30 protein-coding genes and 1 tRNA gene are annotated in these 26178 nt (G+C 63.4%); 22 read left to right on the forward strand and 9 right to left on the reverse strand.

Annotated features, from left to right (window positions below; genetic code table 11):
- Window positions 1-86 precede the first annotated feature (86 nt).
- The 5 genes from H6P80_RS16400 to H6P80_RS11485 all read left to right on the forward strand — a co-directional run bounded on the left by H6P80_RS16400 (window position 87) and on the right by H6P80_RS11485 (window position 4295).
- Complete coding sequence (locus tag H6P80_RS16400) at window positions 87-992, forward strand: hypothetical protein (RefSeq protein ID WP_221892991.1); 906 nt, start codon at window positions 87-89, stop codon at window positions 990-992.
- 79 nt (window positions 993-1071) lie between these two features.
- The gene (locus tag H6P80_RS11470) at window positions 1072-1539 is read left to right on the forward strand and encodes a vgr related protein (RefSeq protein ID WP_185801506.1); all 468 of its coding nucleotides are present in this window, start codon (window positions 1072-1074) and stop codon (window positions 1537-1539) included.
- Window positions 1540-1546: 7 nt separating this feature from the next.
- Window positions 1547-1726, forward strand: coding sequence for a hypothetical protein (locus tag H6P80_RS11475; RefSeq protein ID WP_185801507.1), 180 nt, complete (start codon window positions 1547-1549; stop codon window positions 1724-1726).
- Window positions 1727-2089: 363 nt separating this feature from the next.
- Entirely contained in the window at window positions 2090-3259 is a 1170-nt protein-coding gene (locus H6P80_RS11480; RefSeq protein WP_185801508.1) for a PrnB family protein, read from the forward strand.
- A gap of 64 nt (window positions 3260-3323) precedes the next feature.
- A complete protein-coding gene (locus tag H6P80_RS11485; RefSeq protein WP_185801509.1) occupies window positions 3324-4295 on the forward strand; it encodes a hypothetical protein in 972 nt (323 codons plus the stop codon).
- A gap of 6 nt (window positions 4296-4301) precedes the next feature.
- Here the strand turns inward: H6P80_RS11485 and grpE are convergent, their stop codons facing one another.
- Entirely contained in the window at window positions 4302-4892 is a 591-nt protein-coding gene (grpE, locus tag H6P80_RS11490) for a nucleotide exchange factor GrpE (protein WP_185801510.1), read from the reverse strand.
- Window positions 4893-4901: 9 nt separating this feature from the next.
- On the reverse strand, window positions 4902-5945 hold the full coding sequence (gene hrcA, locus H6P80_RS11495; protein WP_185801511.1) for a heat-inducible transcriptional repressor HrcA: 1044 nt from the start codon (window positions 5943-5945) through the stop codon (window positions 4902-4904).
- 152 nt (window positions 5946-6097) lie between these two features.
- Here hrcA and H6P80_RS11500 point away from each other — a divergent pair, with 152 nt between their 5' ends.
- From H6P80_RS11500 to H6P80_RS11525, 6 genes are all read left to right on the forward strand, one after another.
- Window positions 6098-6514 carry a BlaI/MecI/CopY family transcriptional regulator gene (locus tag H6P80_RS11500; RefSeq protein ID WP_185801512.1) on the forward strand — a complete coding sequence of 139 codons (417 nt, stop codon included), beginning with the start codon at window positions 6098-6100 and terminating at the stop codon, window positions 6512-6514.
- A complete protein-coding gene (locus H6P80_RS11505) occupies window positions 6504-8363 on the forward strand; it encodes a M56 family metallopeptidase (protein ID WP_185801513.1) in 1860 nt (619 codons plus the stop codon). Before H6P80_RS11500 ends, H6P80_RS11505 begins: the two co-directional genes overlap by 11 nt.
- Window positions 8364-8461: 98 nt before the next feature.
- Window positions 8462-9175 (forward strand): ribonuclease PH, encoded by a 714-nt coding sequence (gene rph / locus H6P80_RS11510; RefSeq protein ID WP_185801514.1) that lies wholly within the window; start codon window positions 8462-8464, stop codon window positions 9173-9175.
- Window positions 9172-9786, forward strand: a complete 615-nt coding sequence (gene rdgB, locus H6P80_RS11515) for an RdgB/HAM1 family non-canonical purine NTP pyrophosphatase (RefSeq protein ID WP_185801515.1) — start codon at window positions 9172-9174, stop codon at window positions 9784-9786. The genes rph and rdgB overlap by 4 nt, the downstream gene beginning before the upstream one ends.
- A complete protein-coding gene (gene hemW, locus H6P80_RS11520) occupies window positions 9779-10915 on the forward strand; it encodes a radical SAM family heme chaperone HemW (RefSeq protein ID WP_185801516.1) in 1137 nt (378 codons plus the stop codon). Before rdgB ends, hemW begins: the two co-directional genes overlap by 8 nt.
- A gap of 114 nt (window positions 10916-11029) precedes the next feature.
- Entirely contained in the window at window positions 11030-11320 is a 291-nt protein-coding gene (locus H6P80_RS11525; protein WP_185801517.1) for a YMGG-like glycine zipper-containing protein, read from the forward strand.
- A gap of 11 nt (window positions 11321-11331) precedes the next feature.
- On the opposite strand, the gene H6P80_RS11530 is transcribed toward H6P80_RS11525, so the two are convergent.
- The gene (locus H6P80_RS11530) at window positions 11332-12513 is read right to left on the reverse strand and encodes a penicillin-binding protein activator (protein WP_185801518.1); all 1182 of its coding nucleotides are present in this window, start codon (window positions 12511-12513) and stop codon (window positions 11332-11334) included.
- 13 nt (window positions 12514-12526) lie between these two features.
- Between H6P80_RS11530 and rsmI the strand changes: the two genes are divergently transcribed.
- From rsmI to H6P80_RS11550, 4 genes are all read left to right on the forward strand, one after another.
- The gene (rsmI, locus tag H6P80_RS11535; RefSeq protein ID WP_185801519.1) at window positions 12527-13366 is read left to right on the forward strand and encodes a 16S rRNA (cytidine(1402)-2'-O)-methyltransferase; all 840 of its coding nucleotides are present in this window, start codon (window positions 12527-12529) and stop codon (window positions 13364-13366) included.
- Window positions 13363-13713: a YraN family protein gene (locus tag H6P80_RS11540; RefSeq protein ID WP_185801520.1), complete on the forward strand. Its 351-nt coding sequence runs from the start codon at window positions 13363-13365 to the stop codon at window positions 13711-13713. Before rsmI ends, H6P80_RS11540 begins: the two co-directional genes overlap by 4 nt.
- A 64-nt stretch (window positions 13714-13777) precedes the next feature.
- On the forward strand, window positions 13778-14722 hold the full coding sequence (gene gshB, locus H6P80_RS11545) for a glutathione synthase (protein WP_185801521.1): 945 nt from the start codon (window positions 13778-13780) through the stop codon (window positions 14720-14722).
- Window positions 14723-14725: 3 nt separating this feature from the next.
- A complete protein-coding gene (locus H6P80_RS11550; RefSeq protein ID WP_235973872.1) occupies window positions 14726-15322 on the forward strand; it encodes a DedA family protein in 597 nt (198 codons plus the stop codon).
- A gap of 13 nt (window positions 15323-15335) precedes the next feature.
- Here H6P80_RS11550 and H6P80_RS11555 read toward each other — a convergent pair whose 3' ends face one another.
- Together H6P80_RS11555 and H6P80_RS16535 are read right to left on the reverse strand one after the other, a co-directional pair.
- Window positions 15336-16265: a tyrosine recombinase XerC gene (locus tag H6P80_RS11555; RefSeq protein ID WP_407947246.1), complete on the reverse strand. Its 930-nt coding sequence runs from the start codon at window positions 16263-16265 to the stop codon at window positions 15336-15338.
- Window positions 16250-16810: a DUF484 family protein gene (locus H6P80_RS16535; RefSeq protein ID WP_235973873.1), complete on the reverse strand. Its 561-nt coding sequence runs from the start codon at window positions 16808-16810 to the stop codon at window positions 16250-16252. Before H6P80_RS16535 ends, H6P80_RS11555 begins: the two co-directional genes overlap by 16 nt.
- Before the next feature lie 179 nt (window positions 16811-16989).
- On the opposite strand from H6P80_RS16535, the gene H6P80_RS11565 reads away from it, so the two are divergent.
- From H6P80_RS11565 to H6P80_RS11575, 3 genes are all read left to right on the forward strand, one after another.
- Window positions 16990-17220 carry a DUF6356 family protein gene (locus H6P80_RS11565; protein ID WP_185801524.1) on the forward strand — a complete coding sequence of 77 codons (231 nt, stop codon included), beginning with the start codon at window positions 16990-16992 and terminating at the stop codon, window positions 17218-17220.
- Between the two features lie 25 nt (window positions 17221-17245).
- Window positions 17246-18442 carry a thiolase family protein gene (locus H6P80_RS11570; protein ID WP_185801525.1) on the forward strand — a complete coding sequence of 399 codons (1197 nt, stop codon included), beginning with the start codon at window positions 17246-17248 and terminating at the stop codon, window positions 18440-18442.
- A gap of 184 nt (window positions 18443-18626) precedes the next feature.
- Complete coding sequence (locus tag H6P80_RS11575) at window positions 18627-19046, forward strand: hypothetical protein (RefSeq protein ID WP_185801526.1); 420 nt, start codon at window positions 18627-18629, stop codon at window positions 19044-19046.
- 28 nt (window positions 19047-19074) lie between these two features.
- Here H6P80_RS11575 and H6P80_RS11580 read toward each other — a convergent pair.
- Window positions 19075-19149 (reverse strand) — tRNA-Val (locus tag H6P80_RS11580).
- Between the two features lie 56 nt (window positions 19150-19205).
- Window positions 19206-19583, reverse strand: a complete 378-nt coding sequence (gene cpdR / locus H6P80_RS11585) for a cell cycle two-component system response regulator CpdR (protein ID WP_185801527.1) — start codon at window positions 19581-19583, stop codon at window positions 19206-19208.
- A 137-nt stretch (window positions 19584-19720) separates the two neighbouring features.
- Here cpdR and H6P80_RS11590 point away from each other — a divergent pair, with 137 nt between their 5' ends.
- A complete protein-coding gene (locus tag H6P80_RS11590) occupies window positions 19721-20611 on the forward strand; it encodes an N-formylglutamate amidohydrolase (RefSeq protein ID WP_185801528.1) in 891 nt (296 codons plus the stop codon).
- Between the two features lie 180 nt (window positions 20612-20791).
- Here the strand turns inward: H6P80_RS11590 and H6P80_RS11595 are convergent, their stop codons facing one another.
- Complete coding sequence (locus H6P80_RS11595; RefSeq protein ID WP_185801529.1) at window positions 20792-21598, reverse strand: SapC family protein; 807 nt, start codon at window positions 21596-21598, stop codon at window positions 20792-20794.
- A 69-nt stretch (window positions 21599-21667) separates the two neighbouring features.
- A complete protein-coding gene (locus H6P80_RS11600; protein WP_185801530.1) occupies window positions 21668-23107 on the reverse strand; it encodes an FAD-binding oxidoreductase in 1440 nt (479 codons plus the stop codon).
- Between the two features lie 108 nt (window positions 23108-23215).
- Here H6P80_RS11600 and H6P80_RS11605 point away from each other — a divergent pair, with 108 nt between their 5' ends.
- The 3 genes from H6P80_RS11605 (at window position 23216) to H6P80_RS11615 (ending at window position 26165) form a co-directional block, all read left to right on the forward strand.
- The gene (locus tag H6P80_RS11605; protein WP_185801531.1) at window positions 23216-23662 is read left to right on the forward strand and encodes a hypothetical protein; all 447 of its coding nucleotides are present in this window, start codon (window positions 23216-23218) and stop codon (window positions 23660-23662) included.
- Between the two features lie 108 nt (window positions 23663-23770).
- Window positions 23771-25159, forward strand: coding sequence for a DEAD/DEAH box helicase (locus H6P80_RS11610; RefSeq protein ID WP_185801532.1), 1389 nt, complete (start codon window positions 23771-23773; stop codon window positions 25157-25159).
- A 4-nt stretch (window positions 25160-25163) separates the two neighbouring features.
- The gene (locus H6P80_RS11615) at window positions 25164-26165 is read left to right on the forward strand and encodes a glutathione S-transferase family protein (protein ID WP_328804998.1); all 1002 of its coding nucleotides are present in this window, start codon (window positions 25164-25166) and stop codon (window positions 26163-26165) included.
- Window positions 26166-26178 lie beyond the last annotated feature (13 nt).

Genomic DNA, 26178 nt, shown 5'->3' on the forward strand with positions numbered 1-26178 from the left:
ATGCTGGATTGTCCAGCCGGCTTGGGCTAGCTTGCGATCAATTCGCAATAAGGGTCGCAGCTTTTTGTGATGAGGGGGGAATTACCATGACGAGTTTTCGCAGCTTCGCCATTACGGCCGCTGTTTTTACCGCAGCGATTTCGGCGCCTGCCGTCGCGCAGAATGCCGATCTCAATCCGACTTATGGCACGCTGGAGCTGCGGGCAGGTTTCAACAATGATCCGCGGCTTGTCCAGCTGCAATCCGGCGGCAGTATCGACGCTTCGGCGATCGGCAGCCCGTGCCGCGGCTTTGTCGCCAATGCGCCCGATGTGCGGGTGGTCTATTCGAGCGGCAGCCTGCCGCTGATCTTCTCGGCCGATTCCGATTCGGACACCACGCTCGTCGTCAACGCGCCCGACGGCCGCTGGTATTGCGACGATGACAGCGGCGAGGGCCTCAACCCGTCGGTCCGCTTCAACCAGCCGCTTTCGGGCCGCTACGAAGTCTGGGTGGGCACCTATGGCAGCGCCAGCGTGCGCGCGGCGGTGCTCGGCGTTTCGGAACTCTATGACGATATTTCCAACCGTTCGGGCGGCTCCGGCGGCGCGCCCGATTTCAGCCTCGATCCCACCTATGGATCGGCCACCCTGCGTTCCGGCTTCACGCCCGATCCGCACCGGATCCGCCTCCAGTCCGGCGGGCCGATCAGCGCGTCGGTGGTCGACAGTTCGTGCCGCGGCAATATCTCCCGCGCGCCCGATTACCGGGTTCGCTATACAAGCGGCCGGCTGCCGCTGATCATCTCGGTCGCCTCCAGCTCCGATACCACCCTGGTCGTCAACGGGCCCAGCGGCGAATGGTATTGCAACGACGATGGCGGCGACGGGCTCAACCCGTCGATCCGGTTCGATACGCCGCGCTCGGGCCAATATGATATCTGGGTCGGCACCTTCGGCAGCACCCGGCTGGAATCGGCGATCCTCGACATATCCGAACTCTACAGCAACTGATCGCAGCGGGGGGTGCGACGGAGGGCGAGCCGCGAACAAGCGGCTTGCCCTCTTGCCGCAAAGCCGGTGAAAGGGCGTCATGACCGACGCCGTTAGCCGCCCCCTCACCCATGCCGAGACAGCCCTGGCCGCCAGCATCTTCGGCAAGGCGATCGACTATGATCGGGTGAAGCTGCACCGGAAACGCTGGTTTCCCTTCCAGCCGCGCGACGTGCTGATGGCGCCGACCGGCGGCATCTGGTTCCATCCCAAAGGCCCCTTTTGGCGCGCGGATTTCGGCGACGCGCCGCGCAAGCTGCAGGCGCTGTTCCTCCACGAGATGACCCATGTCTGGCAGTATCAGTGCGGCATCTTCCTGCCGCTGAAACGCCATCCCTTCTGCCGCTATTCCTACAGCCTGAAACCCGGCTGGCCGCTGGGGCGCTACGGCATCGAGCAGCAGGCCGAAATCGTCCGCCACACCTTCCTGCTGCGCGAAGGCGAGACCGTGCCGGGCGCGCCGTCGCTCAAGAGCTATGAGGCGATCTTGCCGTTCAAGGCGGGATAGCAATTAGATGAGCGTCGCAAATATCGTTTTTGTGATCTTTCTGGCGACTATTGTTGTTTGGAATTTTTTCGTCGTGTGCGCTGCCGTGGCGGCGGTTTCCAAGAACCGCAGTCTTGCAGCTACAATTGTGGTGCGATTGATCATGTGCGGTTTGGGTGCCTGGCTGATTGTGAAGGCGCTAAGTTGACTGTTGGATTGCAGTGTTCTGCTAAATCCCCGAATATGATTTCCCTTCCAAAATAGGAAAACCTCCCTCACGATGGTGCTTCCGAGTCCCCAAGCTCGCAGGCTCTTTGACCCCGTCTGCCACCCCGCCGTTCCGGTGCGTGACTTTCGCAACTTGCCGGACAGGGTGGGAAATATAATTGCCCGCGCACGCAACGCTGTGTGTGAAGTTTGTAAATTTAGGGCGGGAATGGCCCCGGCGACCCCCGCCCTGTGTCAACCAGTGTCAACCGGATCCGTGCCCGGCATCTGGCGACCTGTGTAGCGACTCAGGGCGAAAGATGATAAGCCTGCGCCATAACAAAATTTCAAGATTGAGGATGACATGACTGCACTGAAGGACCTGGGCCATTACGGCTTGTCGGGCGAACGCGGCTATCTGTCGGACTTCGAAATCGACGAGATCGTCCTGCCCGCCGCTTTCGATCCCATCGTCGCCGCGGCCGACGATCTTTCCGCTCTGCTCACTTCGGGCCGCGTCCGCCGTTGGCTCGAAGCCCTGCCCCAGCCGGACATGGCCGCGTTCCTGAACGAGGCGAGCAATGCCGAAATCCGCGTCGCGATGGTGCGCTATTCCTTCCTCGTCCAGGCCTATGTCTGGGGCGAGCATCATGCGCCGACCGTGCTGCCCGCCAATCTGGCGGTGCCGATCGACGCGCTGGCGAACGCGCTGGGCCAGGCCCCGCTGCTCCCCTATTCGGGCTATGTGCTCGACAATTGGTATCGGCTCGACAAGGCCGGCGATATCGCGCTCGACAATATTGCGATGCGGCAGAATTTCTTCGGCGGGGTCGACGAGAACTGGTTCGTGCTCGTCCATGTCGCGATCGAGGCGGAAGCGGGCCGCGCGCTCGAACTCGGCGTCGATCTCGTCCGTGCCAGCGATGATGGCGATGCCGACCAAGTCGAGAAGCTGCTGCAGACGATGGATACCGTCTGGCGGCGCATCAACCGGCATTTCGACCGGATGCCCGAGCGCTGCGATCCCTATATCTATTATCAGCGCGTGCGGCCCTATATCCATGGCTGGAAGAACAATCCGGCGATTTCCGAAGGCCTGATCTATGAAGGCGTCGAGCGCTATGGCGGCAAGCCGCAGGCCTTTCGCGGGCAAACCGGATCGCAAAGCTCGATCGTCCCGGCGATGGACGCGCTGTTCAACGTCACCCATGAAAACGATCCGCTGCGCGAATATCTGGACGAGCTTCACGCCTATCGCCCGGTGCCGCATCGCCGTTTCATCGAGGATCTGGGAGCGGCGAGCGGCCTGCGCGCCTTTGCCAAGGAAGCGAACACGGCCGTGAAGGACGCGTTCAATATCTGCGTGGAGCATGTCGCGCGCTTCCGCACCCGGCACCTGGAATATGCGGCCAGCTATATCAACAAGCAGGCGCAATCGGGCACCGGCAACGCCACCGATGTCGGCACCGGCGGCACGCCCTTCATGAAATATCTGAAAAAGCATCGCGACGAAAACCGCGCCCAGCGCGTCTGATGCCTGGCGTTGCCGACGGGTGCTGCCCGGGCTATCCTCGCCGCTAATAGTGGGGAGAGTTTCAATGGCGTTCGGTTTTTGCAAGCGCTGGGGCGTAATGGCTGGAATCGCGGCGCTTTTCGCGCTGCCGATGGTCGCGTTCTCGCAGCGTCCGCCGCCCCCGCCGCTCCCCGAGCTGCCGGCGACGCCGCAGCTGGCCGACGAACCCTATCCCGAATGCCGGGACGATTGGCAGCGCCGCGGCGACGCCAATGAACGGGCGGAGGAAACCAATCGCTGCATCGCCCGGCTCGACGCCTATAATGCCGAGGTCCTCGTCCCCTATCGGTCGGCGATGATCGAACATCAGGGCGAGATTTCCCGGATCTATACCGAGCAGGTCCAGAATGATTTCGACTATACCCAGGAACAGGCCGACGGCTTCTTCGCGCAAGTGACGCAGGAGCATGAAGCCTCGAACCCCGACGGCGCCCATTTCGAAACCCATCGCGCCTTGGAAACGCGCTATCAGGGCGACCGCGCCTACCTGCAGGATACGTTTTGCAGCTATGTCCAGTGCGACGGCCGTCCTGCACCGACGGCCGTGGCGAGCGGCGGACGAAGCGGTGGCGGTGGCAATGGCGACCAGGATTGCGGCACCGAACGCGCGGGCGGCGGCATCCTCGGCGGGATTCTGGGCGGGATCGCCGGAGACCGGCTCGGCATCGGCACCCTGGGCGGGATCATCGCCGGCCAGTTCGCCGGCGTGCTCGTCGCCGAGATCGCCTGCCAGCTGACCACGGAAGAGCAGGAGCTCGCCGCCGAAGCGACCGAGGAAGTGACCCAGCGGGAAGAGGTCGGCGCAACGGCGGAATGGACCAGCCCGGTCCGCGGCGACGTTTCGGGCAGCTCGACGGTGACCGCGCTGAATTCCGAACCCAGCGGCGCGACGTGCCTCGAGGTAACCGATGTCGTCATCATCGACGGCCAGGAAACCACGGCGCAGAAAACGATGTGCCGCGCGCCGGGAGAGTCTCGCTACACGCTTCAGGCCTGACCGCTACTATTCGGGCTTTTTGGCGACCCCGACCATCGCCGGGCGGAGCAGCCGGTCCTTGATCATATAACCGCGCTGCATCTGCTGAACGATCGTGCCGGGTTCGGCCTCGCCATCCGGGATCTCGACCATCGCCTGATGCTTGTTGGGATCGAGCGACTGGCCCAGCGCCTCGATCTCCTCGATGCCGTGCCGCGAGAAAACCGAGATCAGTTCCTTGCCGGTCGCTTCGAGCCCGGTGACAAGCCCCTTGAACTTCTCGTCTTCGCGCAACTCTTCGGGAATGCTCCCGAGCGCGCGTTCAAGATTGTCGGCCACCGACAGAATATCGCGGGCGAAAGCGGTCGCCGCATAGGCGCTCGCATTCTGCCGCTCCTGCTCCAGCCGGCGGCGCGTATTCTGCTCCTCGGCTTTCGCGTACAGCACATCCTGCTGGGCGACGGCGAGCGCCTCTTCCAGTTCGGCGATACGATCGGCATCGGACGGTTGGTCCTCGTCGCCGTCGTCGCGCATGCTTTCGGGTACACCCTTCAGTTCGGCTTCCGCCTCGTCCGACAGGATCTCGTCTTCGATATTCTCGGTCTTCTGGCCGTCCATAATCGTATTCTAGCTCACTAATTTCGATAAGGTTTGTGCGGTGAAATCCACCATGGGAACGACTCGCGCATAGTTCAAGCGTGTCGGGCCGATTACGCCGACCACGCCGACCACCTGCCCCTCGCTATCATGATAGGGCGCAGCGATCACCGACGAGCCCGAAAGCGAGAACAGCTTGTTCTCCGAACCGATGAAAATCTTCATCGCCCGGGCGTCGCGCGCGGAATCGAGAAGCAGCGCGATTTCCTCTTTGCCCTCCAGCTCGTCGAGCAATTGGCGGATGCGATCGAGATCGGCTGCGGCGGTTTCGTCGAGCAAATTCGCCTGCCCGCGAACGATCAGCACCGGCCGCTGCGATCCGTCGCGCGACCAGGTGGCGAGCCCCCGCGCGATCAGATCCTGCGCCGCCACATCGAGCGCCGCCTTGCCGCGCGAAATCTCCGTCTCCAGCCGCGCCAGCGCCTGTTCGAGCGTCAGCCCGGTCAGCCGCGCGCTGATATAATTCGCAGCCTCTGCCAGCGTCGACGCGGGAACCGGACTGGGCAGATCGATCACGCGATTTTCAACGGTGCCGTCACCGCCCACCAGCACGGCCAGCGCCTGGCCATCGGAAAGCGGAACAAAGCCGAACTGGCTCAGCACGGGTTCGCGTTTCGGGACATGGACGATGCCGGCGCAGGCAGAAAGCCCTGAAAGCGCCGCCGTCGTTCGCGAAACCGCTTCTTCGACGGGGTCGCCGCTGTCGATCTGCGATTCCAGCGCCTTGCGTTCGGCGGCCGTCAGCTTGCCGGCCTGCATCATCCCGTCGACGAAGAGCCGCAGCCCCAGTTCGGTCGGCATTCGGCCGGCGCTGGTATGCGGCGCGGCCAGCAGTTCCAGCTCCTCAAGATCCTGCATCACGTTGCGGATCGATGCCGGCGACAGGCTGAGCGCCGCCATTCTGGAGATCGTGCGCGATCCGACCGGCTCGCCGCTCTCCAGATAGCTTTCGACAACGGTGCGAAACACTTCGCGCGCGCGTTCGGACAATTCGTTGACGCTCGGCCCTGTCATTCCGGAGATGTAGGTAATCCGCGGTCATTGCGCCAGTGGCTTAGCTCATCCTGCCGTTCGGCGTCTTTGGCCAACCGTTCGTCGAAGAGCGAACCACGACATTTGACGTAAATTGGCAAATTCGATACGCGCGGACTCCTAGAGTCCCGACTATGGCCAACACCGACAAAACCCTACCCCCGCCTTCCGAGGCCGAAGCGGAAATCCTCCAGATAGTCTGGCAGCGCCAGCCTGTGTCCGTGCGCACCGTCCATGAGGAAATCCGCAAAAGCCGCGATGTCGGCTATACGACCGTCCTCAAACAGCTTCAGCGGATGCTGGACAAGGGGCTGGTGGACCGGATTCCTGGCAAGGGCAAATCCTTCGATTATGTCGCGACCCAGCCCGCATCGGAAACCCGCGCAACCCTGCTCGACCGGCTCGTGCGCACCGTTTTCGGCAATTCGACGAACGATCTCGTGATGCACGCGCTGGGGCGCGAAGACGTCTCGACGAGCGAGATAGAGCAAATCAAGGCCTTCATTGCTGAGCTGGAGGCCGAACAGGGGGACAACGAGGATGCGGGTTAACGCGGGATTGCTTGCCGACAGCCTCGGCTGGGCCTTGCTTCATTCGATCTGGCAGATCGCGCTGATCGCCGCCCTGATTGCGGTGGCGCTGCGATTCCTGCCGCGCCATCATGCGCAGCTTCGCTACCTGATCGCTTATGGCGGCCTCTCGGCTTCGCTGCTGGCGTTCCTGGCGACTTGGGGCATCAGCTACCGCACGCTGGCAACGACCGCGCCAGTCGTCGGAAATATGCCGTCGGTAGAAGGCTTTGCCGCGCTCATTCAGATGCTGGGCCAGACGACATGGCTGGTCAGCCTGGCCTGGGCGCTGGGCTTCAGCTGGCTCGGTATACGCTATGTTCAGGCGCTGCGCGCCACCAACCGGCTGCGCCGCGAAGGCATTGCCCCGGTTCCTGCCGAATGGGAAGCGCGGTTCCGGCTCTGGATCGAACGGCTCGGCGCCGATAGCGCCGCCACCATCCTTCAATCCTCTCGGATCACGACACCGCTCACCATCGGGTCGCTGAAACCGATCGTGCTCGTGCCCACCGGCTTTTTCCTGCGCCTGCCAATGGACCAGGCGGAAGCGATCCTCGTTCACGAAATCGCGCATATCTGCCGCCAGGATTATCTGATGGGCCTGGTCCAGGCGATGATCTGCAACATCTTCTTCTTCCACCCGGCGATCGGCTGGATCTCGCGCCAGATAGATCTCGAACGCGAATTTGCCTGCGATGCGCGGGTCGTGCGCGAAACCGGGAATACGCAAGCGCTGGCCAAGGGGCTTTCCAAGGTCGCGCTCGAAAGCCGCGATATGCTGCCCGGCTTTGCTATGGCCGCCAATGGCAATCGGTCCCCGATCGTCGATCGCATCACCCGGCTGCGCGAGCGACCCTTCCGCCGCGAAAGCGGCTCAACCCTGCCGGCTGCAGCGCTGACCATGGTGTTCGCGGCGTGCCTGACCATCGCCGTATCGGCGGAGGCCGCCTTCGAAAATGCCCCGCCCGAGAGCGACAGCGACAAGGGCGATGCGGAGCGCGCGGCGGCCACGCCCTTGGAAGATACGACCGGCACCGCGGCGCAGAACAACGACGCCGCGCGCACAGCGCATGAAACAGCGCGTTCGGCTGATCATGCTTCGCGCAGCGGCGCCGAAAACGCGGACAAATATCGCAATCGCGGCGCGCGCAATGGCGAACGCAGCCGGGCGCGCAACGCCGAGCCGGTGGCTCCGGCAAGCTGGAGTATCAGCTTTACCGATCCGGAGAACGTCATCCCCAAGGCCATCGGGCGGATCGCATGGTCTGCCGCACAAACATCCGCACCGAACCTTTTTCAAAGCGCGGTCTACCAGCCCGATGTGGAAGAGCATTTCGACGAGCAGATAGCGGCGGACGAAGATCGTTGCGACGACAAGGAAGCGGGCGACGAACGGCGCGATCATGAGATGGCGCGACGGGAAGCACGCCTGGAGCGCGCCGAAGCAGCCCGCGAACGCGCCCAGGAACGGGAAGAGGCCCGCCGTGAGCGCGAGCTGGAGCGCCTCGAAGCGCGGCTGGAACGCGAAGCCGAAGCGCGCGAGGCGGAACTTGAGCGGATTATGGAGCGCGTCGAAGAACAGGTCGCCGGCGCTGAAACCTTCGCTAGCGCGGAAACGCATCGCGCATTGGAACGCGCCCGCAGTGCGGCGGCAAGCGCCCGTTCCCGTTCAGAGCGCGCTCGCGCGGTTGTGGACCATTCCCGGGTGCGCCAGCGCAACCGGGTTCCCACACCGCCCGAGCCGCCTGTAGCGCCGGTCGCACCGGTCATCACGATCAGCTTCGCGACACCCACCCAGCAAGGCACATTCCGTCTTACACCCACGGGCTGACGCAACACCAAACCGTCAATCGCGCCATGAAGCGGGTGGACGCGCTGCCGCGCCCGCTTTAGGGGCATGGCCAACATTTTCCGAAAAGGATTTAGACCATGCGCCCCTCCGGCCGCGCCCCCGATCAGATGCGGGCAATCACCATCGAACCCGGCTTTACCACCCATGCCGAAGGCTCCTGTCTCATCAGCTTCGGCGAGACGCGGGTGCTCTGCACCGCCAGCGTCGAAGACCGCGTGCCGCCGTGGATGCGCGGCAAGGGTTCGGGCTGGGTAACGGGCGAATATGGCATGCTGCCGCGCGCAACCCATACCCGCGGTAATCGCGAAGCCGCGCGTGGCAAGCAATCGGGCCGCACCCAGGAAATCCAGCGGCTAATCGGCCGATCGCTGCGCGCCGTGACCGATCTCGAAAAACTCGGCGAATTGCAGATCACGGTCGATTGCGACGTTATCCAGGCCGATGGCGGCACGCGCACGGCGTCGATCTCCGGCGGCTGGGTGGCGCTGCGCCTCGCGATCAATTCGCTGCTCGCGAGCGGTAAGCTGTCCGAAGATCCGCTGACCCAGAAGATCGCCGCCATATCCTGCGGCGTTTTCGAGGGCGAACCTGTTCTCGACCTCGATTATCCCGAAGATTCCAACGCCGGGGCCGATGCCAATTTCGTGCTTACCGAGGACGGTAATATCGCCGAGGCGCAGGCGACCGCCGAGGGCGATACCTATGACGAGGAAACGCTGTTGCGCCTCCTCCGTCTCGCGCGGATCGGTTGTACGGAAATCTTCGCGGCGCAGGAGGCCGCGACCCGGTGAGCCGCACGCTCGAACCCGGCAGGCTGGTGATCGCCAGCCATAATGCCGGGAAAGTGCGTGAAATCGCCGACCTGCTTGCCCCCTTCGGTATGGACGTGGTGAGTGCCGGCGAGCTGGGCTTGCCCGAACCCGAAGAGACCGAAGACAGCTTCGCCGGCAATGCCGAACTCAAGGCGTTGGCGGCGGCAGCCGCGGCCGGTCTGCCCGCCCTTGCCGACGATAGCGGCCTTTCGGTCTACGCGCTGGGGGGCGATCCGGGCATCTATTCGGCGCGATGGGCTGGCCCCGATCGCAATTTCGGAGCGGCAATGGCGCTGGTGGAGGAAAAGCTCCAGACGATCGGCGCCGAAGTCTCGCGCGACGCCCATTTCGTCTGTGCGCTCTCGCTCGCCTGGCCCGACCGCCATGTAGAAACTTTCGAGGGTCGCGTAGATGGCACGCTTGTCTGGCCGCCCCGCGGCGATAAGGGCTTCGGCTATGACCCCATTTTCCGACCGGCGGGGCATGATATCACCTTCGGCGAGATGGAACCGGCACGCAAACATGCGATCAGCCACCGCGCCGACGCTTTCGCGAAATTGATCAGGGCCGTGTTCCGGAGCGATGACTGAGCTCGCCCTCTATATCCACTGGCCCTTTTGCGTTTCGAAATGCCCCTATTGCGACTTCAACAGCCATGTCCGGGACAATGTCGATCAGAATCTTTGGCGGGATGCCTTGCTCGCGGATCTGGCGTATGAGGCCTCGCTGCTGCCCGATGCCAGGCTGATATCGATCTTCTTTGGCGGTGGCACACCGTCGCTGATGCCGCCGGAGACCGTCGCGGCCCTGATCGAGGCCGCCGGGCAACATTGGCGCATGGACGACGCTGTGGAGATCACGCTGGAAGCCAACCCGTCCTCGGTCGAGGCTGCGCGCTTTGGCGATCTCGCCCGGGCGGGCGTAAACCGCGTTTCCCTGGGTCTCCAGTCGCTCGACGACGAGGCGCTGCGCTTTCTTGGCCGCGCGCATGACGTGGCCGAGAGCCTGGCTGCGCTCAAGACTGCGCAACAGGCCTTCACCCGCGTCAGCTTCGATCTCATCTATGCCCTGCCCGGACAAACGGAAGCGGCCTGGTCAGCGGAGCTGAAAAGCGCACTGGCCTTTGGCACCGACCACCTCTCGCTTTACCAGCTTACCATCGAGCCCGGCACGCGCTTCGCGACGCTGGCCGCACGGGGCGAGATTGCGGAGGCCGATCCGGACTACGGAGCAGCGCTTTATACGGCGACGCAGGATCTGACCGAAGCCGTTGGCCTGCCCGCCTATGAAATTTCCAACCATGCCCGGCCCGGCGAGGAAAGCCGCCACAATCTCGCCTATTGGCGCTACCGGCCCTATGCGGGCATCGGTCCCGGTGCCCATGGCCGGCGCACCGCTATGGCCACGGTAAGGCACAAGAAACCGGAGAACTGGCTAATGGCGGTTGCGCGCAACGGCCATGGCCTGCAGGCGGAGGAACGCCTTGCCTCGCGTGACGAGGCCGTCGAAGCGGTGATGATGGGTCTGCGGCTCAACGAAGGCATTGACCGAACCGCATTGAGCCAAGCCGTTATCGACGAGGCGAATGTCGACAGGCTCGCGGCATTGGGGCTGCTCCATAAGCAGGGGAGCCGGATCGCGGCGACTTTGCCAGGTCGCCTCGTTCTCAACAGCCTGCTTGCCGAAATAATCGCGGACGCGCCCACCCTTCCCGCGTGATTTCGCGCCGCGAAACGAGGCGGACCGTCTCCCCTGCCTGACCAATGAGCGCCTTTTTTGCAACTATTGCGCGGCCCGTCTGTTGAATCTCCTGTAAAATAAGGAGTTTTCACCATGAAAAAGATGATTTTGACCACAGCAGCCTGCGCCTCCGCGCTCGCGATCTCCGCCTGTGCTGACAATTATGCGGTTGAAGGCGCGGCGGTTGGCGCTGCGACCGGCGCCGTCGTCGGTGCCAGCACCGATCTTGACGACGAGACGTCCGCCGCTGTCGGCGCGGCCGCAGGTGCTGCTATCGGCTCACAAATCGAACGCGACGGCGATTGCGACGGTTATGACCGGCGCGGTCGTCTCGATCCCGATTGCTATGGCCGCGAGGGATATCCCGACCGCTACCGGGATTAGCGCGTTCTGATCTAGCCGCCAAAGCCGTTCGGCGCCGGCGACACCACGGTGAAACCGCCGGGGCCGATCTGCTGCACCTCGAGCGCCCGCTCGGCGATGCCGTCGCTCCCGAACCGGAAAGCGCCGTCCACGCCGGTGAATCCGTCGCTGTCGGTCAATTCGCTCACGGGGAACGGCCGTCCGATATTCCATCCGCGCGAAATTCGCACGACGAGCAATGCGGCATCGTAACCGAGGCTGGAAAGCCGGTAGGGATCGGCGCTGAACCGCGAGCGATAACGATTGCTCAGCGTTTGGAACATCCTGTCCGGCACGCTCGCAAACAGTGCGCCGTGCATCGCCGGATCGCGAGCAAGATCGGGCGAGTTGTTCCAGAGTTCGGTCCCGAGGATCTGCGCCCTGGTCGCGCCGCGATCGCGCAGCATCGTAACCGCCTGGCGCGCGGTGGTGCCGCTATCGGCGATAAGCACCGCATCGAAGGCCCCTTCCCCGTTAAGCTGGGTGACGGCCAGCTGGAGCGAGCGACCCGAGCGCGAATAGGTGCGGGTCGCGACCAGCGTGCCGCCGGCATCGCGCACGGCCTGACGATAGGCTTCGAGCGCGCGCTGGCCATAAAGACCTTCGGGGATGAGCGCTGCGAAACGCCGCGCACCGCGACCAGCCGCAAAGCTCGTCACCCGCGCGATTGACTGGGTCGGCGTAAAACCCATCAAATAGGTGCCATTGCCGGCAACGCTGCTGTCGTTCGAAAAGGCGATCATCGACAAACCGGCGCTGCGCGCGACCGGCGCTGCAGCGCGGACATTCTCGGCGAGCAGCGGCCCGAGGAACAGCCGGTTGCCATCGGAAAGCGCCCGGTTCGCGGCTGCGGTCGTGCCGCCGGCGCCGGCGGTGTCATAGGTGGTAATGCGCACGCGATCCGCATTGGTATCGAGAAGCGCCATATTGGCCGCATTGGCGATCGACTGGCCGACCCCGGCATTGTTGCCCGACATCGGAACGAGCAGGGCCACGCGCTGGCGTTGTTCATCCTGTGGAATGCCCTGGGTGATGTCCGGCTGCTGCGTGCCTTCGTCGGGCCTCCCCGATCCCGGGAGGATGGTCTGACAGCCCGCGAGCGCCAGCGTGCCGACGATGAGGCCAAGCCGGAAAAGTAGCGAGGGCCGTTGCCCCCCGAGCCGCTGTAGTGCCATGACAAGAATCCTGATGAACGATACCCTGAACCCGGGCCTTTATATCGTGGCCACGCCTATCGGCAACTTGCAAGACGTATCGGCGCGCGCCGAAACGACGCTGCGCAGCGCCGACCTGATCCTTGCCGAGGACAGCCGGGTGACATCCAAGCTGTTGAATCATCTCGGAATCCGCAAACCGGTTGCCGCCTATCACGATCACAACGCCGAAAAGGTGCGGCCCGGGCTCGTCGCCCAGATGGCCGACAAGGCCATCGCGCTCGTGTCGGATGCCGGCACGCCGCTGATTTCCGATCCGGGCTACAAGCTTGTCCGCGATGCGCGCGCCGAAGGCCATATGGTGACGAGTATCCCCGGCCCCTGTGCCGCCATCGCCGCACTCACTCTGGCCGGGCTGCCGACCGACCGATTCCTGTTCGCCGGATTCCTACCGGCCAAGGCCAAGGCGCGCGATGACGCAATAGCCGAGCTCGGCGCCGTCCGCGCGACTTTGGTGTTCTACGAGTCCGGCCCGCGGCTCGGCAAAAGTCTTGCTGCGCTCGCGCAAGGCCTTGGCGAGCGCGAAGCGGCAGTCGCGCGGGAGATCAGCAAGACCTTCGAGGAAACGGTGACCGACACGCTCGGCGCGCTTGCCGCCCGCTACGCCGAAACGCCGCCCAAGGGCGAGATCGTCATCGTTATCGCACCGCCGGGCGAAGCGGCGGCAGCAAGCGATACCGAGATCGATGCCGCGCTTGCCGACGCGCTCGAGCGCCTGCCGGTCGGCAAAGCCGCAGGCGAGGTCGCGACGAAATTCGGTCTCCGGCGCGGCGATCTTTACGACCGCGCCCTTGCCCTGAGAAGCGGCGATTGACGCGCGAGCAGGCCGAACGGCGGGGACGGCGGGGCGAATGGTTGGCCGCCTGGTTTTTGCGGCTGAAAGGCTATCGCATCCTTGGCAAACGCCTGCGCACGCCGCGTGGCGAAGTCGATCTCGTCGCGAAGCGTGGCCGCACCATCGCCTTTGTCGAGGTGAAGACACGCGACACCGAAGCGGAGCTTTCCCTCGCCATCGACGAACGCCGCCTGGCCCGGGTTGCCGCCGCCGCCGAAATGCTCAGCGCCCGTTTCGCGGCGCGTGACGAAGATATCCGCATCGACGTGATTCTGATCGCGCGGGGCAAATGGCCGCAGCACATCGAAAATGCTTGGCTGGGGTAAAGCATGTCTGCGGTTGATTGCCGGCCACGCTGCGCTATCCCTCTGATCCGAACAGGAGACGCGAATGTCGCTCAATGTCGCGGTCCAGATGGACCCCATGGAATCGATCAAGATCGCGGGGGATTCGACCTTCGCAATCATGCTCTCGGCGCAGGCGCGCGGTCATCGCCTATGGCATTATGGCGTGCACGATCTTTGCTACAATGCGGACGGCACGCTGACGGCGCGGGCGCGGCCTGTAACCGTTCAGCGCGTCGAGGGCGATCATTACGAATTTGGCGAGTGGGAAAGGATCGACCTTAAATCGGACATCGACGTCGTGCTGATGCGACAGGACCCGCCTTTCGATCTTTCCTACATCACAGCAACGCATCTGCTTGAGCGCATCCATCCCGACACGCTGGTGGTCAACGATCCCGCCTCGGTCCGTAACGCGCCGGAGAAAATCTTCGTTCTCGATTTCGCGGAATTCATGCCGCCGACCCTGATCACACGCAATCTGGAGGACGTGCGCGCCTTTCAGCGCGAGCATGGCGAGGTCGTTATCAAGCCGATTTACGGCAATGCCGGCACCGCCGTATTCAAAATCGGCAAGGACGACGGCAACCTTCCCGCGCTCACCGAGCTTTTCAGCCAGGTCTGGGTCGAACCGTTCATGGTTCAGGCCTTCCTTCCGGACGTGGCGCAGGGCGACAAGCGCATCATTCTTGTCGACGGTGAAGCGACCGGCGGCGTCAACCGGCTCCCCAAGGCGGGCGAAATCCGCTCCAACTTCGCGGTCGGCGGATCGGGCGCGCAATCCGAACTCAGCGCGCGCGAACTCGAAATCTGCGAGGCACTGGGACCGGAACTCAAGAAGCGCGGCCTGCTCTTCGTCGGCATCGACGTGATCGGTGGCAAGCTGACCGAGATCAACGTTACCTCTCCTACCGGCATCGTCTCGATCGATGCGTTCAACGGCACCGATACGGCGGCGAAGATCTGGGATGCGATAGAGGCCAAGGTCTGACATTTGGCCGATTGGGTCGCGTCATGGATCGAGCAATCGGGCTATGCCGGCATAGCCCTGATGATGATGCTCGAAACCGTCTTTCCGCCGATCCCGTCCGAAATCGTCATGCCGCTCGCCGGGCTCGAAGCCCAGCGCGGATCGATCAGCTTGTTGGGCGGCATTCTCGCAGGAACCGCTGGCGCGATGGCCGGGAATTTTTTCTGGTACTCGCTGGCACGACGCATCGGCAAGAACCGTTTCAAGCCGCTTGTCGAAAGGCATGGCCGGTTCTTCACGCTGACCTGGTCAGAGATCGAGCGCGGCGACCGGCTGTTCGATCGCTATGATCGCTGGTTCGTCTGTCTGGGAAGGATGGTGCCGACCATCCGCTCTCTGGTTTCGATTCCGGCCGGACTGTTCGAGATGCGTGCCTTGCCCTTTCTCCTGTGGTCGACAACGGGCACCCTGGGATGGACCGCTCTTCTCGCCACGGCGGGCTATATGCTGGGTGACCAATACGCGGCGGTCGGGCGTTATCTGAATCCCGCCTCCAACGTCGTGCTGGCTTTGCTGATCGGCGGCTATCTTTATCGCGTGGCGACGTGGAAGCCACGCTAATGGGGGAACCGCGCTAGGCCCGCGGATGGGAATGGCGGTAAACGTCGAGCAGGTGCGCCGCGTCTACCGACGTATATATCTGCGTCGAGCTGAGGCTGGCATGGCCGAGCAGTTCCTGAAGCGAACGCAAGTCGGCGCCCCGCGCCAGCAGATGCGTCGCAAAACTGTGGCGCAGCGCATGCGGCGTCGTGCGGCCCGAGAGGCCGAGCCGCACCCGTGCGCCGCGCACCGCCCGGCGTACGATATCGCTGCCCAACGGTCCGCCGCGCGCGCCCCGAAATACAGGGTCGTCGTGGCCGATCGGCCACGGACAGAGTTTCACGTAATTTTCGATCGCCTCGCGCACCTGGGGCAGCAGCGGCACGATCCGCGTCTTGTCCCGCTTGCCGGTCACGCTCAGTGTCTCGCCCAGCGGCAATACCGCGCCGGTCAGCCCCAATGCCTCGCCGACGCGCAAGCCCGCACCATAGAGCAGCAGCAGCACCGCCCAGTCGCGCGCGCCGATCCATGGCTCGTCGGCCTGGGCCGCGATATCTTCGGCCAGCGCCAGCGCTTCGTCCGGCGATACCGGGCGTGGCACGCCGGGCTTGAGCTTTGGCCCTTTGACCCGGGGCAAAGCCGCATCCTCACCCGATCGCTCGGCAGCAAAGTTCAAAAACCCCCTGATGGCGGAAAGCTCGCGCGCCGTAGACCGGTTGGCGAGCCCGTCACCACGGCGTCGCGCCAGATAGGCGCGCAAGTCGGCGGCCTCGATCTTGCGCAAACTGGCAGGCGACACCGCTTCTGCGAAGTGCTCGCCCAGGAACATGATCAACCGATGTGCGGTCGCGACATAGGCCCGAACGGTATGGGGGGAACGTCGCCGGTCACGGCGAAGATGCGCGCCCCAATCCTCGGCAAGGCGGGACGCGGAGTGGTTATCGAGGGTCAGGGCAGCAGCCAACGCCCGATCAGCCGGGCGAGGCTGTCTCCCAAGAAGCGTAAAAGGTCCGCGCCATGTTCGGTCTCGAAGTCTTCGCTTTCGCGCTGACCGAGCGCCAGTAGCCCCGAAGGCAGCGGCGCGGCATTGTCGAGCCGGACCAACGCCTCGGCCTGCACAAGCGCCGAAGACGGGCCGAATAGCGGGTGGCCTTGTTCGCAAGCGCGCAGCAAGACGCCCTCGATCTCCCCGGCCGCTTTCTCGATGATCGCCCGCTCCACGAACTGCATGCCGGAAATATCGGCACGCACGCCGCGATCGCCGACATAAAGGGCAAGGCTCACCGCATCGACGCCAAGGATATCCGGCCATTGCTGCGTCACGATGTGCAGCAGGTGATCCAGTCCGTCGGCCTCGATTGCCGCGAGCACGGCATTGTGGATCGCCGCCGTCGCGCCCGAATGGCCGTGCGCGAAGGCGAGCAGGTCGCGATTGTCTTCCTCGGCCTGTGCCACGCGGCGCTGCAATTGCGCCACCGCTCCGGTCTCAAAGTCTATCACCGTCCCCATGGCTCGGGATTCTAACGGAAAGATGGTTAAGAAGATATGAGTTTATCCACCCGATGGCGTCCCTTGTGCAGCGGCAAACGGTGCGGCTTTTGCCCATAAACGGCGCGAGCGGGCCGTGCTTTCGCCACGAACATGTCTTAGGAGCGTGGCTCCGCCAGCCCGCAACAACGGAAAATATGATGGCCAATCCGATTACCGAGCATCTGAACGAAGTCGATGAAAGCTATGGCGAACATCTCGTCACCGCATCCGGTTTCGGGCTTCGCATGATGGCCGCGGGCTTTCTCTGCTTCGTACATGGCATCCTCCCCTTCCTCTTCAAGCGAACGGCGAGCGACACGGTCAGCGCGCTGCATGACGAAATGGTCATCAAACGTCGCAAGGCCTATGACGAGCATTGGGTAATCTAAAGACAGTTTGGGAAGAGGAATTCACATGCGCGAAGCCGCCATCGTTTCGACGGCGCGCACGCCGATCGGCAAAGCCTATCGCGGCGCGTTCAACGCCACCGAAGCACCGGCGCTTGGCGCCCATGTCGTCAACGCCGCGATCGAGCGCGCGGGCGTAGACCCTGAGCGTATCGACGATTTCTTTTTCGGTGCCGGCAACCAATGGGGTACGCAGGGCGCCAATCTCGGCCGGATGACCTTGTTCGCCGCCGGGCTTCCGGACACGATTCCCGCTTTCACGCTGGACAGGAAATGCGGATCGGGCCTGACGGCAGTGGCGCTCGCCGCCCGCGCCATCATCTGCGACGAGACGGATGTCGCCATGGCGGGCGGCATGGAGAGCATCACCCATACTGTAACCGCCGATGCGCCGCGCTACATCAACGAATCCGTCATCGAACACGTCCCGCACGCCTATATGCCGATGATCGAGACCGCCGAGATCGTCGCGGAGCGCTATGGCATCAGCCGCGAGGCGCAGGACGCATTCGGCGCGATGAGCCAGCAGCGCGCCGTCGCCGCGACCGAAGCCGGGCGCCTTGCCGAGGAAATCGTGCCGATCACCGTCGAAAAGCAGCTTTATGAAAAGGACGGCAGTAAGGCGGGCATGGAGACGGTCACGGTGAGCCACGACGAAGGGCTGCGCGCCGGAACGACCGCCGAAGGGCTGGCGGGATTGAGGACCGTCTGGAAAGACGGAACCGTCATCAAGGAAGGCAGGAACATCACCGCCGGCAACGCCAGCCAGCTTTCCGACGGCGCTTCGGCGCAGATTCTGATGGACCGGGCGACCGCCGAGGCCGAGGGCAAGGACATCCTCGGCATCTATCGCGGTTTCCAGGTCGCCGGATGCGCGCCGGAGGAAATGGGCATCGGGCCTGTGTTCGCGATTCCCAAATTGCTGGAACGCACCGGCGTTGCCATGGATGAAATCGGCCTGTTCGAAATCAACGAAGCGTTCGCCAGCCAATGCCTCTATTGCCGCGATACGCTGGGCATCGATCCGGAAAAGCTCAACGTCGACGGCGGCGCCATCGCGATCGGCCATCCCTTCGGCATGACCGGCAGCCGGCTTGTCGGCCATGCGCTGGTCGAGGGGCGCCGGCGGGGCGTGCGCTATGTCGTCGTGTCGATGTGCACGGCGGGCGGCATGGGCGCGGCGGGCCTGTTCGAAATCGTCTGAGAAACCCTTCCATGAAATCCTGTGACCTCCGTCACAGGCCTATTCATGCGCCTTCCCCATAACGGCTTCCGGGGAGCGAAAGCTTCGGGCTCGACCTCTCCAGGGCCATCATGGTTCATCCGGTTTTTTGCGACCCGGCCGGACGCCGTGATGGCCCCTCACCAGTTTGGTAGGGAGGCGAAAGATGGCAGGATTGACCGCGCGTTCGCTGTTGCCCGCCCTGATCATCGCCGGCTTTTCCTTCGGCCTTCTCCGCTCCTGCGCCGCCGAAAGCACCGAAACCGAAACCCCGCATCTCGATTGGGCGGAAGCCGATTGCGAAACGCCCGGGGCGGCAAACCAGTTCGTGGGCAAATCCCAATCGGAGCTGATGGCGATGCTCGGGCCGGCGGAAAATAACCACCGATTCCGGCTCGAAGAGGGCATCAACGAGTTCACGATCGAGCTGCTCAACATCTATCCGATGCCGGAAAATGGCTGGCGCGAAATCCTCGAACAGACCTGGGCCGCGGACCACTGCACGCTGACCGTCTGGTCGAGCCACGAAGACGGCGTGATGCGCTCGGTCGATTCCCTCGCCTATCCCGAGGGCGTCGAGTTCTAGACTTATGTTATCGGATTTATGGAGAAAATGGTGGGCGCGGCTGGGATTGAACCAGCGACCCCTGCGATGTCAACACAGTGCTCTACCACTGAGCTACGCGCCCACGAGACGGGCCATTTAGGCGAGGTCGCGCAAAGGCGCAACCGCTGATTTTCGGATTTACTGAAGGCCCGAAGCGTCACCGACCTCGAACATCCGGTCGACTTCCAGAACCAGATCCCGAAGGTGGAAAGGCTTGGAGAGAACCCGGGCGTTTGGCGGCGTCTTGTTGTTCTTCAGCGCCACTGCGGCAAAACCGGTAATGAACATGACGCGCATGTCCGGCGCGATGGTCGATGCTTCCTGCGCGAGCTCGATACCGTCCATGCCCGGCATCACGATGTCGGTGAGCAGCAGATCGTAGGTCTCGCTTTTCAGCAGAGGCAGGGCCGACAGGCCCGAATCGACCGCATCGACTTCATAACCGGTGCGTTCGAGCGCGCGCTTCAGATATTCGCGCATCGACGTGTCGTCCTCTGCCAAAAGGATACGGATCATGCTTGTCCCATTATTGCGTCCACGCCTCCCCCGGCGCATCGAGCCCCCTTATAGTCAACAGCCCTTAAGATTTTCCAGTCTTTGCGCGAAATTTTGGCGGGCTTGCGTTCGGAGCGGCGGAATAATAGGCCAAGCCCATGCTAGACAAAGGCCGCGCGCCCGATCCGCCAGCCGCCGATCCCGTCATCCGGCTCGGCCCGGAAAAACCGCTTTTCCCGGTGATCCTCTCGGTGCCGCATGCCGGCCGGCTCTATCCCGCCAGGCTGCTGCACGATGCCCGTATCGGCGAAGAGAGGCTGCGCGCGCTCGAAGACCGTCATGTCGATATGCTGGTGACGCCGCTTGCCGAAAGCGGCTTCACGGTGATTGTCGGCAATGTCGCGCGGGCCTGGATCGACCTCAACCGGTCGGAACGCGAAATCGACCCCGAAATGATTATTCCGCAGCCCGCGCGCGCCGGCCTGGAGGCCAGCGCCAAGGTTCGCGGCGGGCTCGGACTCGTGCCGCGGCGCCTGGCGCGGCATGGGAATATCTATCGCCAGCCGATCGCCGCTGCCGATCTCGCCAACCGTATCGCGACCGCGTATCGTCCCTATCATGCGACGCTGTCAGACGCTCTGGATGCGGCTCGCCGGTTGTTCGGCGTCGCGATATTGCTCGATTGCCATTCGATGCCGCCGCTCCGGCCGAAATCAGGCCAGGCACCGGCGGAAATCGTGATCGGGGATCGCGACGGCCAGAGTGCGGCCCCGGCCTTCGCAGCCCGTATATCCCTGCATTGCCGCAAACAGGGCTTTCGCACCGCGCGCAACGCACCCTATGCAGGTGGCCATATTCTGGCCCGGCATGGCCGACCTGAACGCGATATCCATGCATTGCAGCTGGAAATCTGCCGTTCGCTGTATCTCGATCAAGCGCTCGACAAGCCAGCGCCCGGCGCGGCGCGCATGATCACGCTGGTCGAGGCGGTAGCACAAGGGCTTTCCGAAGAAGCCCTGTCCCCGCCAGACGCCCTCGCGGCGGAATAAACAAAAAAAACCGCCCCGCGCAGGGGAGCGCGAGGCGGCCAGGTTCAGGGAGGGAACACGCCTTTCGGCGCGCCCACATCCGGTTGCGAAAGGGGGGCACGCAACCGGCTGCCCCCCCAAGATATTAACGATTGCGCAGGGTTTCAAGCTTCGCCGCAAAGCCCCGGAAAAGCTCGATTTTTAGCTCGGCTCGACGACGCCCTGCGGCACGTTGGCGTCGGGCTGAGGCGGAACCTTGCCCTGCTGGAGCTGCATGGCGAAAATATCGCGGACCAGCTGCAACGACATCATGTGCGCATAGATGAGCGGCATGATACCGTTCTGGACGAACTTGCGGGCCTGGTCGCCGCGAAGCTCTTTCAGCTTCTCTTCGTTGACCATCTGGAAACCGCGATAGACGAACGGCTTGTCCGAAGTCGGCGTGTCGATGGACACTTCGCCTTCCATCAGCAGGTCCGCATCCTGCAGTTCCTTGACAAACGCGACCGTACGGTGGCCCGACGTTTCGACCTGCTCGCAAAAGCCCAGCAAATCCTTCGTCGTCTGGCTCGCATCGGCGCCCTCGAACAGGGGATCCCCCTCCTCGTGTTCGCCGACGATATCCGTCGTCGGGTCGAAGCAGAGCGAAAGCTCCTGCGATTCCTCGGTCAGGCGCGCGAGCAGGAACGGGTAACGGCGAACATAAGCCGGCATGTAAACCGGGCGGCCGTCGATCAGCGTTCCGTCATCGTTGAGAAAGACGTTCACGCCCTGATTGAGCCCCATCAGCGCGAGCGGTACCGGATTTTCGCCGGACGAAAACACGATCGGCATATAGCGCTGGATGACCACGAATTCATCGATGGTGACCGGAACGGCATGGGTTCCGGTAAGAAAGGGGAGCTTCGGGCGGATCTGCAGCTTGTAGTTTCCATGCTGCTGGCTCGAGAGCGGAACGACATCATTATACAACAGCGGAAAATTCTGCTGCGGGGCAGCGCTAGCCATGAAATATCTCCTGTGGCCGGAATTACGGTAGGCCGCCGCTTCGCGCAGCAGCCCTGATCGCCCTGCCCTCTATGAATTCTCGCCGGGATTCGCAAGCGGAACGAGCTTGCCGGGGTTCATGATGCCCTTGGGATCGAGCGCGTGCTTGATCGATCGCATCGCGGCGAGGCGAGCCGGTTCGGCAAGGCGCGCGAATTCTTCGAGCTTGAGCTGGCCGATACCATGTTCGGCGGAGAGCGACCCGCCAACCTCGCGCACGCGATCATGGACGAAGCGGCTGACCAGTACGCCGGTTTCCGCGACCCAGCCGGGCGCGGCATCCTTTGGCGGCTGAACGTTGAAATGAACGTTGCCATCGCCGAGGTGACCGAAGGCTATAACGCGGCAGCCGGGAAATTCGGCTTCTACCTGCGGAGCCGTGCTCTCGATGAAACCCGGCATTGCCGAAACGGGAACCGAAACATCGTGCTTCGCCCCGGTTCCGTCGATCCGCTCGGCTTCGGAAATGGTTTCGCGTAGTTTCCAGAAGGCCTCGGCCTGTGCCTCGCTTTCGGCGATCGCCGCGTCGGCGATCAGGCCGTCTTCGAGAAGCGTAGCGAGCGCGGTCTCGGCTATGGTGCGCAGCATCGCAACGTCCCCCGATGTCCGCATTTCGACCAGGACGTGCCAGTCATGGTCGCTTCTAAGCGGCGCGCGCGTATCGGGAATATGTTTGAGGACGAGCGCCAACGCGTTGGCGGGCACGAGTTCAAAGCTTTCGACCGCATCGCCGACCGCACCTTCGAGTGCGCGCAAACCCGACAATGCATCGTAGGCCGATCCCAGTCCCAGCCAGGCAACGATCCGGTGCGGGGCGGCAGGAACCAGTTTCAGGCTGGCCGCCGTAACGATCCCCAACGTCCCTTCGGCGCCCGCCAGCAGTTGCCGCAGATCATAACCGCGATTGTCCTTGCGCAACGAGGAAAGCCCTTCGAACAGGCTGCCATCGGGCAGAACTGCTTCGATACCCAGGATCAGCGACCGCATCGGCCCGAAGCGCAGCACTTGCGTACCACCGGCATTTGTGGAGACCAGCCCGCCGATCGTGGCGCTGCCCTTGGCGGCCAGCGAAAGCGGGAACCGCCGACCGACCTCTTCCGCCGCGCGATGGACTTCGCTCAATATCACGCCGGCTTCGGCGACGAGACTGTTATCGCCAGCGTCGATGCCGCGGATTGCGTTCATCTTGCGCAGCGAGAGGACGATCGCCCGATCGCCGGGCCGGGGGACGCCGCCCGCGACCATCCCGGTATTGCCTCCTTGGGGTACGATCGGGATGCCTGCTGCCGCCGCCAGTCGCACCACGGCCTGAACCTCGCCAGCGTTTCGGGGAGACACCAATGCCAGCGCGTTGCCCGTTACCCGGCCGCGCCAATCCGTCAGCCACGGCTCGAGATCGGCGGGATCGGCGGTGACGCCGCCCTCGCCGAGCGCCGCCCGCAGCTTGTCGAGAAATTCACCGTCATCCATCGCAGCCCGCCCATAGCCGGTCGCACGCCTGCGGCCAATTCATCTTCGGTTAAACGGCGAGGGGCAACATGCTACCAAAAGCTGGGCCGACAAAAGCCGGGATTGCATGTGCCACCATTCGGAATTGCCATATTGCTGATTGCTGCGCCTGCACCGATGGCGCCCTATCAGGTCGCCATGCAGGTGGTTGAGCAGCGGATCATCATCCGTATCCCGACGCGCCGTTCGCTGCGCCCCCGGACGCCCTCTTCGTCCTCCGATTCAAGGCCCGCAGGCTGGCGCGAGCGGCCGGCCGACGAATGCCAGCAAGCCTCGTCGATCGCGCGGGCGCGCTTTACCAGGCCGGGCATCGTCGACATGCTGATGACCGACCGGCGGCTGCTCCGCGCCCGTCTCGACGGCGAATGCCTTGGCCTCGGATATTATTCGGCCTTCTACCTGGTTCCGGGCGAAGACGGGCGGGTGTGCGCCAATCGCGACGCAATCGTCTCGCGCGCTGGCAGCGAGTGCACGATTTCCAATTTCAGGATACTGGAACCGCGCTCGGCCAATTGACCGAAAAGCGCGGCTTCCGCTTGACTTTTCAAGCCCCAAAGCCCAATCGCCACCCCGCAAACGCGCCCATATTGTGCCGCGCACGATCAACTCCAAATCGGGTATCGCATGAACTTCGCCGACCTCGGCCTCTCTGATGAATTGCTGCGCGCCGTAGGCGACTCCGGCTACACCGAGCCCACGCCTATCCAGGCGCAGGCCATTCCTTCGGTGCTGATGATGAAAGACATCATCGGTATCGCGCAGACCGGCACCGGCAAGACGGCCAGTTTCGTGCTGCCGATGATCGACATATTGAGCCACGGCCGCAGCCGCGCGCGCATGCCGCGCTCGCTGATCCTCGAGCCGACGCGCGAACTCGCCGCGCAGGTGGCTGAGAATTTCGACAAATACGGCAAGTATCAGAAGCTCTCCATGGCGCTGCTGATCGGCGGCGTGCAGATGGGCGATCAGGTCAAGGCGCTGGAAAAGGGCGTCGACGTGCTGATCGCCACGCCGGGGCGCCTGATGGACCTGTTCGATCGCGGCAAGATCCTGCTTTCGGGCTGCAACCTGCTCGTCATCGACGAGGCGGATCGGATGCTCGACATGGGCTTCATCCCGGATATCGAGAGCATCTGCCAGAAGCTTCCGGCCAACCGGCAGACGTTGCTGTTTTCGGCCACGATGCCGCCTCCGATCAAGAAGCTGTCCGACAAATTTCTATCGAATCCCAAGCATATCGAAGTGGCCCGCCCTGCAACGGCCGCGGCCAACATCGAACAGCGCATCGTTCGCACGAGCCCGCGTTCGAAAAAATCGACGCTGATCGATATTCTGAAAAACGAGAAGGTGGAAACGGCGATCGTCTTTTCGAACCGCAAGACGACGGTACGCGATCTGGAGCAGGCGTTGAAACGCGAAGGCTTTCGCGCCGGCCAGATTCAGGGCGATATGGACCAAAGCTCGCGCACGGCCGAGCTGCAACGCTTCAAGGACGGTGAGATCAACATCCTCGTCGCCTCGGATGTCGCGGCGCGCGGCCTCGATGTGAAGGGCGTCAGCCATGTCTTCAATTACGATGTGCCATGGCATCCCGACGACTATGTTCACCGGATCGGACGCACCGGCCGCGCAGGCGCCAAGGGCATCGCAATCACGCTCGCCACGCCTGCCGACGACGAGGCCGTGGAAAATATCGAAAAGCTCACCGGCCAGAAGATCGGCAGCGGCAGCAAGGACGCAAAGCCGCCGGAAGCCGAAAAGCCCCAAGCCGAAGTGAAGTCCGAAGCGCAGCCCGAGGCGAAATCGGATGCGAAACCCGACCGGGAAAAGCCGGCGCGCCGCGGACGCGGTCGTAGCAAGCCAACCGAGGCTGCCAACACCGCGCCGAAATCGCCGCCGAAACCGGCCGCGAGGCGGAACGAACAACCGGACGCGCCCGTCGTCGACGCAGATGACGAATGGAACGGTCCGGTTCCCTCTTTCCTCAGCGCTTCGCCGGGAACGAAAGACTGACGCCGTGCCGCTGGTAAACGGCGAATGGCGTGACAAACCGCCCGCAGCGGACGAAATCAAGGGTGGCGCTTTTCACCGGCTCGAAAGTCCGTTTCGCGACTGGATCACACCCGATGGCAGCCCCGGGCCGGACGGTAAGTCCGCCTCTGCTGCCGAACCAGGCCGCTACGAACTCTATATCGCCTATAGCTGCCCCTGGGCCTCGCGCACGCTCGCCGTCCGCGCGCTCAAAGGCCTTGAAGACGCGATAGCCGTCCATGCGGCCGAACCGTTCATGGGATCGGAAGGCTGGCACTACGCCCAAGAGCAGAATGGCGGCGCGACCGGGCCGTTTCACAACCATCACCGGCTCTACACGGCCACCGATGCCGCATTCACCGGCAAGGCGACGGTGCCCGTGCTCTGGGATCGCGCCGAAGGCCGCATCGTCAACAATGAGTCGGCCGATATCGTCCGCATCCTCAATGATGGCTTTATCGGTATCGCCGGCAACGATCTCGATCTCTATCCCGAAGCGCTGCGACCGGAGATCGACCGTTGGAACGACCGTATCTATCCAGCTCTCAACAATGGCGTTTACCGGGCCGGCTTCGCGACGGCCCAGCACGCCTATGACGAGGCCGTGCGCGACGTATTCGAAGCGCTGGACGAAATCGACGCGCATCTCGCGGCGCACCGCTATCTCGCGGGCGAATGGCTGACCGAGGCTGATATCCGGCTGTTCGTCACGCTCATCCGCTTCGACATCGCCTATTACGGCGCGTTCAAATGCAACCTGCGCTATATCGACGAATACGCTGCCCTGCCCGGCTATCTGCGCGAGATCTACCAATGGCCGGGCATCGCCGGCACCGTGAACCTCGATCATATCAAGCGCGGCTATTACGGCATCCGTACGGTCAATCCGACGCAGATCGTTCCCATCGGCCCGGAAATCGACATCGACGGCCCACCCGGACGCGACGCCCTCTCGGGCAAGGGGGTAGCCACGCGCACCTTGACGTAAACGTAAACCCGTT

The organism is Parasphingopyxis marina (assembly GCF_014237875.1).
GTDB classification, from domain to species: Bacteria; Pseudomonadota; Alphaproteobacteria; order Sphingomonadales; family Sphingomonadaceae; genus Parasphingopyxis; species Parasphingopyxis marina.

What these genes read in the sequence shown, in the direction of transcription:
- H6P80_RS16400 (WP_221892991.1), top strand. Translation starts at nt 87, where the DNA reads ATGACGAGTTTTCGCAGCTTCGCCATTACGGCCGCTGTTTTTACCGCA.
- H6P80_RS11470 (WP_185801506.1), top strand. Translation starts at nt 1,072, where the DNA reads ATGACCGACGCCGTTAGCCGCCCCCTCACCCATGCCGAGACAGCCCTG.
- H6P80_RS11475 (WP_185801507.1), top strand. Translation starts at nt 1,547, where the DNA reads ATGAGCGTCGCAAATATCGTTTTTGTGATCTTTCTGGCGACTATTGTT.
- H6P80_RS11480 (WP_185801508.1), top strand. Translation starts at nt 2,090, where the DNA reads ATGACTGCACTGAAGGACCTGGGCCATTACGGCTTGTCGGGCGAACGC.
- H6P80_RS11485 (WP_185801509.1), top strand. Translation starts at nt 3,324, where the DNA reads ATGGCGTTCGGTTTTTGCAAGCGCTGGGGCGTAATGGCTGGAATCGCG.
- grpE (WP_185801510.1), bottom strand. Translation starts at nt 4,892, where the DNA reads ATGGACGGCCAGAAGACCGAGAATATCGAAGACGAGATCCTGTCGGAC.
- hrcA (WP_185801511.1), bottom strand. Translation starts at nt 5,945, where the DNA reads ATGACAGGGCCGAGCGTCAACGAATTGTCCGAACGCGCGCGCGAAGTG.
- H6P80_RS11500 (WP_185801512.1), top strand. Translation starts at nt 6,098, where the DNA reads ATGGCCAACACCGACAAAACCCTACCCCCGCCTTCCGAGGCCGAAGCG.
- H6P80_RS11505 (WP_185801513.1), top strand. Translation starts at nt 6,504, where the DNA reads ATGCGGGTTAACGCGGGATTGCTTGCCGACAGCCTCGGCTGGGCCTTG.
- rph (WP_185801514.1), top strand. Translation starts at nt 8,462, where the DNA reads ATGCGCCCCTCCGGCCGCGCCCCCGATCAGATGCGGGCAATCACCATC.
- hemW (WP_185801516.1), top strand. Translation starts at nt 9,779, where the DNA reads ATGACTGAGCTCGCCCTCTATATCCACTGGCCCTTTTGCGTTTCGAAA.
- H6P80_RS11525 (WP_185801517.1), top strand. Translation starts at nt 11,030, where the DNA reads ATGAAAAAGATGATTTTGACCACAGCAGCCTGCGCCTCCGCGCTCGCG.
- H6P80_RS11530 (WP_185801518.1), bottom strand. Translation starts at nt 12,513, where the DNA reads ATGGCACTACAGCGGCTCGGGGGGCAACGGCCCTCGCTACTTTTCCGG.
- rsmI (WP_185801519.1), top strand. Translation starts at nt 12,527, where the DNA reads ATGAACGATACCCTGAACCCGGGCCTTTATATCGTGGCCACGCCTATC.
- gshB (WP_185801521.1), top strand. Translation starts at nt 13,778, where the DNA reads ATGTCGCTCAATGTCGCGGTCCAGATGGACCCCATGGAATCGATCAAG.
- H6P80_RS16535 (WP_235973873.1), bottom strand. Translation starts at nt 16,810, where the DNA reads ATGGGGACGGTGATAGACTTTGAGACCGGAGCGGTGGCGCAATTGCAG.
- H6P80_RS11565 (WP_185801524.1), top strand. Translation starts at nt 16,990, where the DNA reads ATGGCCAATCCGATTACCGAGCATCTGAACGAAGTCGATGAAAGCTAT.
- H6P80_RS11570 (WP_185801525.1), top strand. Translation starts at nt 17,246, where the DNA reads ATGCGCGAAGCCGCCATCGTTTCGACGGCGCGCACGCCGATCGGCAAA.
- H6P80_RS11575 (WP_185801526.1), top strand. Translation starts at nt 18,627, where the DNA reads ATGGCAGGATTGACCGCGCGTTCGCTGTTGCCCGCCCTGATCATCGCC.
- cpdR (WP_185801527.1), bottom strand. Translation starts at nt 19,583, where the DNA reads ATGATCCGTATCCTTTTGGCAGAGGACGACACGTCGATGCGCGAATAT.
- H6P80_RS11590 (WP_185801528.1), top strand. Translation starts at nt 19,721, where the DNA reads ATGCTAGACAAAGGCCGCGCGCCCGATCCGCCAGCCGCCGATCCCGTC.
- H6P80_RS11595 (WP_185801529.1), bottom strand. Translation starts at nt 21,598, where the DNA reads ATGGCTAGCGCTGCCCCGCAGCAGAATTTTCCGCTGTTGTATAATGAT.
- H6P80_RS11600 (WP_185801530.1), bottom strand. Translation starts at nt 23,107, where the DNA reads ATGGATGACGGTGAATTTCTCGACAAGCTGCGGGCGGCGCTCGGCGAG.
- H6P80_RS11610 (WP_185801532.1), top strand. Translation starts at nt 23,771, where the DNA reads ATGAACTTCGCCGACCTCGGCCTCTCTGATGAATTGCTGCGCGCCGTA.